We start from the raw sequence: 1,867 nt of genomic DNA on the forward strand, positions 1-1,867 counted from the left end.
GGACCGCACTGGTTTGGGGGCCGATGACGGCGCTCAACGGCGCCTTTCTCGTCGGCAGCTCGATCAAATTCCTCGAGGGCGGCTTCGTTCCGCTATCGGCCGGCGTCGCGGCGTTTCTGGTCATGGCGACATGGCGTTGGGGCCGCAAGGCCACCTTTGCGGCCTACGCCGCACGGTCCACCATGACAATGGCCGAGCTTGTGAAGATTCACCGATCGAGCACGTCGTTCATCGAACGCAACGCGCTGCTCATGGCCCCGAATCCCCTGCGCCACCCCGACGACCGCGCGCCGGCCCTGGTCAACCTGCTGCTCGAGCGTTACGGTGTTCTGCCGCGCAACCTCATCCTGGTCGAGGTCACCCATCCGAAAGTCCCCTACGTTCACGACAAGCGCTATCACATCACGGTCTTCGAACGGGACAAGGATCGCGGCAGCGTCATCAGCGTCGAACTGCGCTTCGGCTTCATGGAAGAGCCGAATGTCGAGCGCTACCTCGAAAACCTGGCGCAGCACAAGGAGATCGACCTGCCCGCACATCCAAGCCAATGGATCGTCCATGTCTCGCATGAGAACCTGCTGCCCGCGCGGCATATGACGGCTTTCAGGCGCTTGCGGTTTCGCCTGTTTGTGTTCCTGCGTCAGGTCTCGCGCCCAGCCTACTACGCCTATCACCTCGGCGACGAGGTGCAGTTATCGGCCGAGATCATGCCGGTCAGGGTGCGATGAGCACGTCCCGATTGCTGCTTTAGGAATCCGAGCCCGTCTTGTCCTGAATCTGCGTCCGATTGGCATGAGCCATCGCGCGGCGCAGCACCCTTGACAGTTCCTCCACGGAATACGGCTTGTGGATCAGCTCGAAGCCGTGGCTTTCGTCATCGGCCAGCACATGGCTGTAGCCGCTGTTCAGCACGAACGGCAAATGCGGCAGACGGCGGCGGACTTCCCTGCCCAACGCGACGCCGTCGATCCCGGGCATCACGACGTCGCTCAGTACGATGTCGAAGCGACCGGCATCCTCGTCGAGCAGCTTCAGGGCCTCCTGGGCATTGCGCGCAAGCACCGTCTGGTAGCCGAGATCGCGCAGCAGCTGCGTCGAGAACTCGCCCACTTCTGCATTGTCCTCGACAACCAGCACGTTGCCGCGCTCCGTCGTATCCGCGGGCTTGCCGGAATTTCCGCGCTGCGCCCGGATCGGCTTGGAGCTGAGCGGCAAACGAAGCGTCAGCGTCGTACCGCGGCCGACCTCGCTCTCGACCCTGACGGTGCCTCCGGACTGATGGGCGAAACCATAGACCTGGGAAAGACCAAGCCCGGTGCCACGGCCGATTTCCTTGGTCGTGAAGAAGGGCTCGAAGATACGATCAATCTGATCGGAGGGGATGCCGCAACCGTTATCGCCTACAGAGACCGTGACAAATTCATCGACCGCATGGCGGCCTGGATTGGCCTGCAATTTCGCGGCGCGGATCGTCAGCGATCCTCGGCCATCCTCCATCGCGTCCCTGGCGTTGGCGACGAGATTGACAAGCGCGGTCTCGAACTGGTTGACGTCGGCTTCGACCGGAAGCGGCCGTTCGGCGACATCCAGTTGCATCACGGCCGTCGATCCCAGCACCGTCCTGAGCATGTCGGCAATGCGATCCAGCTGATCGGCGACGTCAAAGACCTGACGGCTGAGCGCCTGGCGGCGGGCAAACGTCAAAAGCTGTCCGGTCAATTTTGCCGCGCGGTCGGCGGTATCGGAGATGGCATCGACATATCGCCGCATCCGGTCCGCTGGCAGGTCCCGTCGCCGCAGCAGATCAGCCGACGACCTGATCACCGTGAGCAGATTGTTGAAATCATGGGCGACGCCGCCGGTGAGC

2 protein-coding genes are annotated in these 1,867 nt (G+C 62.8%); one reads left to right on the forward strand and one right to left on the reverse strand.

Going from position 1 to position 1,867, the window contains the following annotated elements:
- On the forward strand, positions 1-728 hold a 728-nt coding region (locus tag WCB02_RS38220; protein ID WP_423967283.1), incomplete at its 5' end, for a KUP/HAK/KT family potassium transporter.
- 19 nt (positions 729-747) lie between these two features.
- On the opposite strand, the gene WCB02_RS38225 is transcribed toward WCB02_RS38220, so the two are convergent.
- Positions 748-1,867, reverse strand: a 1,120-nt coding sequence (locus tag WCB02_RS38225; protein ID WP_423967285.1) for an ATP-binding protein, incomplete at its 5' end; no start/stop codon positions are given.

The sequence above is a fragment of the Bradyrhizobium sp. genome, assembly GCF_049581145.1.
Classification (GTDB): domain Bacteria; phylum Pseudomonadota; class Alphaproteobacteria; order Rhizobiales; family Xanthobacteraceae; genus Bradyrhizobium.